This window comes from Verrucomicrobium sp. BvORR106, from assembly GCF_000739655.1.
Classification (GTDB): Bacteria; Verrucomicrobiota; Verrucomicrobiia; order Verrucomicrobiales; family Verrucomicrobiaceae; genus Verrucomicrobium.
Genome location: NZ_BATR01000122.1, coordinates 84,872 through 92,413, shown reverse-complemented (window position 1 = coordinate 92,413; position 7,542 = coordinate 84,872). Strand labels below are relative to the sequence as shown.

6 protein-coding genes are annotated in these 7,542 nt (G+C 61.4%); 5 read left to right on the top strand and 1 reads right to left on the bottom strand.

Annotation, left to right across the window (positions count from 1 at the left end; genetic code table 11):
• From BV106_RS22885 to rpsI, 4 genes are all read left to right on the top strand, one after another.
• A partial coding sequence (locus tag BV106_RS22885) for a TonB-dependent receptor (RefSeq protein WP_265595987.1) occupies window positions 1-733 on the top strand: 733 nt, incomplete at its 5' end.
• A 143-nt stretch (window positions 734-876) separates the two neighbouring features.
• On the top strand, window positions 877-2,124 hold the full coding sequence (locus BV106_RS36110; protein ID WP_051946215.1) for a sialidase family protein: 1,248 nt from the start codon (window positions 877-879) through the stop codon (window positions 2,122-2,124).
• 283 nt (window positions 2,125-2,407) lie between these two features.
• Entirely contained in the window at window positions 2,408-2,839 is a 432-nt protein-coding gene (gene rplM, locus BV106_RS22875) for a 50S ribosomal protein L13 (RefSeq protein ID WP_038168607.1), read from the top strand.
• Between the two features lie 33 nt (window positions 2,840-2,872).
• Window positions 2,873-3,265 carry a 30S ribosomal protein S9 gene (rpsI, locus tag BV106_RS22870; RefSeq protein ID WP_009961891.1) on the top strand — a complete coding sequence of 131 codons (393 nt, stop codon included), beginning with the start codon at window positions 2,873-2,875 and terminating at the stop codon, window positions 3,263-3,265.
• 138 nt (window positions 3,266-3,403) lie between these two features.
• Here the strand turns inward: rpsI and BV106_RS22865 are convergent, their stop codons facing one another.
• The gene (locus tag BV106_RS22865) at window positions 3,404-4,177 is read right to left on the bottom strand and encodes a LamG domain-containing protein (RefSeq protein ID WP_265595986.1); all 774 of its coding nucleotides are present in this window, start codon (window positions 4,175-4,177) and stop codon (window positions 3,404-3,406) included.
• Between the two features lie 1,193 nt (window positions 4,178-5,370).
• Here BV106_RS22865 and BV106_RS22855 point away from each other — a divergent pair.
• Window positions 5,371-6,762: a hypothetical protein gene (locus tag BV106_RS22855; RefSeq protein WP_038168601.1), complete on the top strand. Its 1,392-nt coding sequence runs from the start codon at window positions 5,371-5,373 to the stop codon at window positions 6,760-6,762.
• Window positions 6,763-7,542: the final 780 nt, after the last annotated feature.

Sequence of the window (7,542 nt, the reverse complement as noted above, 5' to 3'; positions counted from 1 at the left end):
CGCAGGACTGGTGGATCTGGAGGCACAAACTGCCACCACGGTGGAAATCGGCACCCGTGGACGCAGCGCCAACAATCGCGTGAAGTGGGACATCGCTTATTACTTTGCGTGGATCGATAATGAAATGCTTGAGCTGGCTGTGGCCCCGGGATTGAACCAGACGGTCAATGCCGGTCGCACCATCCATCAGGGCGTGGAGCTGGGTCTCGACGTGACGCTGCTGGAGGGCATCTTTGCCCGCAGCATCGCCGCCCCAGCCCCAGCACTGGCGAGCGCAAAGGGTGCCAAAGCCGTGCAACCGGTGGCCGCCCCAGCTCCGCAAGATCGCCTGGTGTTCCGCCAGAACTATCTGTACAACGGCTTCCGGTTCGACGGCGACAAGGAGTTTGGCGACAATCAGCTCGCAGGTGTGCCTGAGCACTACTACCGCGCCGAGCTGGTTTACGAGCACCCGTCCGGTTTCTACCTGGGGCCAAACATCGAGTGGGTGTTCAGTGACTATCCGGTCGATTTCGCTGGCACGCTGTTTGCCGACTCCTACGCCACCCTTGGTTTCAAGATTGGCTACCGTACCCCCAAAGGCCTCTCCATCTATGTGGACGCCCGTAACCTGACGGACGAGCATTACGCCGCCACCACCGGCGTCATCAATCGCGCTGGCGCCTTCAATCAGGCCCAGTTCCTGCCTGGTGACGGACGCTCATTCTTCTTCGGTGTGGAGTACAAGTTCTAAAAAGTGATCTGATCTCCGGGGTGCCTCTCCACCGCAGTGAGAGAGGCACCCTTCTTTTATCGTAAGGTTGCCAAAGGTTAACCTCAGAGACGCCAAGCGGTTTGCATCGGCGTAATTGTGGCTAGCTTTCCGCCTCCTCCCCCATGTCCCCCTACGCTTCCTTCCCCTCCCGGCTGCTGTTTGGCACCCTGATCCTCGCCTCCGCCGCCTTGCCCGTCGCCCTCACAGCTGCGGAGAAACATGCCGCAGGGCATCATGGCAACGCGGGACTGGCGGGCACCCAGTCCCTGGACGTCACGGCTCAGGGGAATACGCTGGACCTCTTTATTGGCACCTACGCTGCGGGCAACCCACGGGCGCGACTGGAGCATCTCCGCTCTCTGGATGGCGGCAGCACCTGGAGCAAGCCCGCACAAGTGGATACAGGGATGCCCCAGGCGCACATGCCTCATCGCGGGATGGACGCGCAAATAGCCGCTTCTGGTGAAAAGCTGGTGGCCGCATGGATGACGCCAGGCACGGACGCCTTTGGTGGCGGACCGATGGCAACAGCCCTCTCGACCGATGGCGGCAAGACTTGGAAAGCAGGCCCCAATCCTGCCGATGACGGCTCGACAACTGGACATGGCTTCATCGATCTGGCAAGCGGCCCCGCCGACACGTTTCACCTGACTTGGTTCGATACTCGCGGCGAGCAGAGAGGCTTGCGTTACTCCCGCTCCACGGATGCCGGGAAGACTTGGTCCGCGAACGAGACCCCGGACCCTGAAACGTGCGAATGTTGCTGGAATGCCATCACCGCCAGCCCTGACGGCAAGGTGGCCATCCTCTACCGGGACAAATCCCCCCGCGATATGAGCTTGGTCGAATTGCCAGGAATTGACGGTACCAAAGCCTGGGCCAAGCCTGCTACGGTCGGAAATTTTGACTGGCAGTTCGAAGGTTGTCCCCACGTCGGCGGCGGCCTGGCCATGGGCAACTCGTCAGCCGGAGCAACCCTGCACGCAACAGTGTGGACCGGGTTGCCAGACCGCACGGGCGTCTACTATCTCAATCAAGGACAAACCGGCACCTCCAAATGGAAAGAGCCCGTGCGCATGGGGGACAGCTCCGCCTCGCACCCAGATGTAGCCGTGGCGGGTGACCAGGTCGCCGCCGTCTGGAATGCCAAACAGGGCGATGCCGCCGTGATCAAGGGGGCCGTCTCCACCGATGGCGGCACCACCTGGGGAGAGCCCGTCGTTCTTTCAGATCCGATTTTCAGCGCCACCCACGGCCGGGTCGTCGGCACTGAGAACGGATTCCGCGTCTTCTGGACCCAAAGTCACGGTGAGCACCCTGCCGCCTGGACTTCCAAACCGCTGACCGCGCCTGCCTTGAGCAAGCGGTAACTTGGGACCAAACCACGCTCCCCCTACCGCTGCCAGTGCTGAATCCAGCCTACGAGGGCGATCCCCAGCACGATCACAGCGAAGGCCAACAGGATCAGTCCTGGGGTGCCGCGGGGTTGATTGGTCGCCATGGCTCTCTATATAGGGGAGGACACGTCACCCGCCACCACCAAATTCTTCCTGAAGGTTCTTCACTTTTTCACAATTCATTTGACTGTCCGAAAGATTCTCCTACTTTTGCCCTCCCAAATTCTAGAACCCTGTTTAGCAACCAACTCAAGACATGAAAACGTTTTCCGCCAAAGCCGAAGAAGTCGAGCGCAAGTGGTGGGTCATTGACGCCAAGGACCAAGTGCTCGGACGAGTGGCGGTGACCGCTGCCAACATCCTGCGTGGCAAGAACAAGCCCATTTTCACCTCCCATGTGGACACCGGCGACCACGTGGTGATCATCAATGCGGAGCACGTGCGCCTTACCGGCAAGAAAGAAACCGACAAGGTGTACACCTCCTTCTCCGGTTACGTCGGTGGCCACCACAGCACCAATCCTGAGCGCCTGCGCAAGAAGCATCCCGAACTGATGCTCGAGAAGGCTATCAAGGGCATGATCCCCCACAACCGCCTCGGCCGCGCTGTTTACACGAAGCTCAAGGTTTACAAGGGTGACAAGCACCCCCACGAAGCCCAGCGCCCGGAAGCCCTTCAACTGGCCTAATTCCACTCCATTCTTACTCTCAGCAGTTAGCTCATGAGCACCACTTCGTTTGACGCCACCGGCCGCCGCAAGAACGCCGTCGCCCGGATTCACCTCAAGAATGGCAGCGGTACCATCACCGTGAACGGCCGTCCTCTCGACGACTACTTCCCGACGGTGAGCCTTCAGAACCAGCTTCTGGCTCCCCTTCAGCTTACCAACTCGGCCCAGAGCTATGACATCAACGTCCGTGCGGACGGTGGTGGCGTGACCGGCCAGATGGGTGCCATCCGCATGGGCATCGCCCGTGCGCTGATCCTTGCGAACGCCGAGAACCGCGGTGTCCTCAAGCAGAACGGCATGCTGACCCGTGACTCCCGTATGAAAGAACGTAAGAAGCCCGGTCGCCCAGGTGCCCGCAAGCGCTTCCAGTTCTCCAAGCGTTAATCGCTCCAGGGTTTCATTACTCTTTGTGTTTTCAGAAAAGCACCGGTCTATCCGGTGCTTTTTTGTTGTTGGGATGGAAGGCGAAGACATGGAGTGATCCTTCCATTTGGAGGCACCCATGCGGCTTCGCCAGGAGCACTACTTGCGAGCGAACTCTGCAACCGAATGCGGTGATTGGTGCAGCGAAACGACCTCAGCTGAAGTGAGGGCACGATTGAGCACAAGCAACTCGTCCAAACCTCCCACATAGCTGACGCCGAGCGTAAGAGCACTCCGGGAAGCATCCCAGTCGAAGAGCTGCTCGCGACGGAATCGGCCGACTTCCTTCCCATCCAGATAGAGAGCGCCTTCGGCTTCCTTGCCTTTGACATTCACACCCGTGAAGGTCATCACCACGTGGGTCCACCGGTCACTCCGGAAAGGCGGGGCCTCACTTTCCGCCATCAGACGGGGCTTCTCCGGGGACTCCTCCCATTTCAGGTTCTCTGGGTTCCAGAGCTGTTTCACCGGCCGGATGGCAAAGCGGAACCGGCGAGGGGTGTGATCCTTGCTGAACTCGGCAAACATATGGCCGTTATCCCATGCCTGTCCCACCAACTGCAGGGGGTCGCAGTAGCCGGGTTCCAGATCCTTTTCCGGATTCAGTCGCAACCAGAAGGAAACCGTCCCCTGCCAATCAGAAGGGCTGTGAGCGATGTTGGGTCCGCCCTCGAAGAAGACAACCGGCTTCATCTTCTTGGTAAACGCCAACATACCGCCGGCGCGGCCGCCGCTGGGAAGGTGTTTCACCAAGCCGGAGACAGGCAAACCAGGCTGTTTATCCAGTCTGGCCGCGGTACTGGCGTGGTAGAGCCTGCCATCTCCTGAGGCATAATCAGCATCCACTCCGTTATCGAAAGAAGCCGCCAACACGATGTGAGGCTTTAAGCCCGCAACACCGGATCCAGCTCCGCCAGTGGCTGCTTCTTTTGTCTGAGAAAACGCTGATTGAGAACCTCCGCCCGGGAGCAGGGAGATGGTACCCACGATCAGACACAGCCACGGAGGAGTCACGCTTTTCATGCAACACAAATACGCCACCCCATCCACGGATGAGCATACTCACGAATCGCTTATAGGTACGATTGTCACGAGGTGGTTCCGGGTGGAGTGTCCGCAGCCAGCACCAGTTCCCCTTGCCTTGATTGGGATTGATTGATATTTTGCCAGCTGATGAGACAAACTTAGAAAGCATGCCTTTCGTGTCTGTGCCCGTGAGGGGCACGCAGGTTTGAATCATCCTTTGCTCTGCCGCAGACATGACTCCAACGCCCACCGTGATTCATTTCACCTGCCACGCCTGCGGGATGCCCCTGACCGTGCCGATGGAGCTGGCGGGGGCCTCAGGGCCATGTCCCGGGTGTGGGAGCATGATCACCTCACCCAAGCCCGAACTCGCCGCACAAGGTCCTGCGGCAGTTCCGGCCTTGAGTCCTGCCCCAGCGCCTCCAGGCGGCCCGCAGCCATCACCCCAGCCCGGCGTCGGAGCTCCTGGTCCGGGTCCTTCTTTGCTGCCCTTGGGTCAAGCCGCCGGGAGCGGTCCTTTTCCTGGTTACCCGACCGTTGGACCGGGAGCAGCCCACGCCATCCCGTCGCCAGCGGCCCCCTTGGGAGCGCTTCCTGCGCCCCCGCCAACTCCGGTCCCAGTGCCAAAAGCACTAGACCCTCACCCGACCATCGTCACTAAGGAGGCGCCGATCTGGCCCACTTCACCGGATGCTATTGCCCCTGGTCCGGGTCCTGCAGCCGTTGCCTCACCTTTGCCGCCCTGGCCTCAGGCGCTTTCACCGCAGGGCCCGTCGCACCCTGCCGCCAGCGGCGGGAGAACGCCTGGCGGGGTCGTCGGTGCCCCTGAGAACGCGCATCCCGTGCTCAGCCATGTGCTGCAGGCACCTTCCGTGCTGCCTACCCACGGCCCTCCACCCGTTGGTCACGGGGCCCCGTCGCCACTTCAACATGGGTTACCCCACGCACCGGGGGCCAATCCAGGGATAGGTGCACCTCATCCTCTGGGAGGGGGCAGTTTGTTACCCCTTCAAGGTGCTGGTGCCCCCGCCGGGCCCGCCATGGGTTTGGGAGCAGGCGTGGGGGCCTTGCCGGCGCCCGGCTACAACCGCCCGGCCAATCCAGAACTCGGGACCGCCAAAACGCGCCTCCCCGTGATGCCCCCTTCGGGAAGCCGTCGGCAGGTGCGATCCGCTCCTACTGGCCGCCGCGGCGCCATGTTCGCCACTCTGTTGATGGCTCTGCTGGTGTTGTTGGGCATCGGGTGGTTCTTCCGCGACCAGATCCGGGTGACCTACATCACTTACACGCTGCAGCACGCGCCAGAAGAAGAGGCAGGCGAGTCCCCTGCACCTACCCCTCCAGCAGTCCCCGCCCCCACCTTCTCACCCACCGCCCCACCGCCAGGCGCAGAAGCCCCGTCAGGAAGCGCAGGGAGTTCAAGGGCTGCCGCCCCCTCACCCATGCCAGCGGCACCGCCTCAAGCTTCGCCTGCACCTGCCCCCGCTGTCTCGGTTGTTTCCTCAGCGCCTGAGGTCAAGCCCGCAGCTCCCAGCGTTGCGAAGGTCCAGCCACCGGTGTCTGGTCCAGCCAGGCTGGAGCCGCCCCAAGCCATGCCCCCCACCGCCCCTCCGGTGACGGTGCTCCCCCCTCTGCCAGTCACCGCGGAGGATCGGAAGACCATGGACGCCCCTCCGCCTTCCATTCGGAAGTCGGAACAGCCCGTCTCCCTAGGCCCCAACTCCGCCCCGGCGAGGATCTTTGAAAACGCCACTCCAGAAAGCCAGGGCGCAGTCGATGCCCTGAAGCAATTCCTGGCCGCCCCCAACTGGAACGAACGTCAGAAGGTGGTGCAGACCGCCGACAAAGTCCGCCCTCTGATGGAGCAGTACTATCACCAGAATCCTGATGGCCCCATCGCCGTCCGGCAGATTCAACTCATGCGTCATGACAAGACGCCCAACACCGGCGGGCCGCCCCATTGCGTGTTCCAGGTCTCTGGTGGTGACCTCAAGCAACCTCTGCCCGTGATGGTTGAGGAGGAAGGAAACAGCTGGAAGGTGGACTGGCTGACCTTCACCGAGTTCAAGGACGAACTCCTGCAGCGCTTCCTGGAAAGCTATCAAGACGAGCCCAAGCGCTTCCACGTCATGATGCGGCGCACGCATTACTTTGATGATGACATCCCAGGTCTGGACAAGCTTACGTGCTTCGAGATCCAGCCCCCCATGCCAGGCTTTACCGGACACGTCTTCGCCCGGCGCGCCGCCCCGCTTTCCCGCGATCTGGACCGATACGTCGGCTGGGAAGTCTCCAAGGCCGCCGCGATCGTGGAGATTCAGTGGCGCAAAGAAGGCGGACAACAATGGGTGGAGCTCACCGGCGTGCCGCAGTACAACTGGCGTAACCCCGCCGCCGCTCCAGCGCCCGTGAAGGCAGAGTTGGTTGAGTAGCGGCCGTTGGTCGGCGCGTCGGCGCGTCGGTGCGTCAGTGCGTCAGTGCGTCAGTGCGTCAGTGTGGCGGTTCAAAGATCCGTCGCATCCAGATGTTGAACGCAATGTCATGCGTTGAAACCGCCAAGGCCTTGGATGTCGCTGGCCGATATCGCTTCCATCTGCACTCCCAGAAACTACACCTGAGCGCGCAGCGCTTTTGGGACTGCGGTGAGCATCACCGCTTTCGCACCCCTTGTGATCTCCTCACACCCACTCCGCCCTCCGCTCTCATCTCAAGTTAAACCCGCGCACCCAGCAAAGTGATCCAGCACTTCAGTGCGTCAGGTCAAGAGCCTGAGGCGCCCAGTCACCGATTCAAGGTTGTTACGCCCAAGCATCCAAGGAGCGGCGGTTTGTGCTTGCACAACCGCCGACGGTTGCCGGAGGAAGCGTGCTTCCAAGTTAAGAAGTCAGCGGCAATACCCCATATGGTGGTAGGTGTTTGGCGATCAAACGCTCCGCTTCCCCCGGCGGTTGTGCAAGCACAAACCGCCGCTCCTTGCGCGAGCCCAGGCCTGCAAAGCCGTAGAGCTACCTCACCAGCGCCTTTTCGCCCTCCGCTCCCATCCTCCAAGTTCAATCCCGACACAAAACTCCCGAAAGCGGCGATTCTCGCCGCACTCCACAGCGACTTCGTCGCCAGATGTTGAACGCAATGCGATAGCGTTGGAACCGCCAGAGCCTCCGATGTCGCTGGCTGATATCGCCGCATCATCCTCGCTCCCGGATACAACTCCT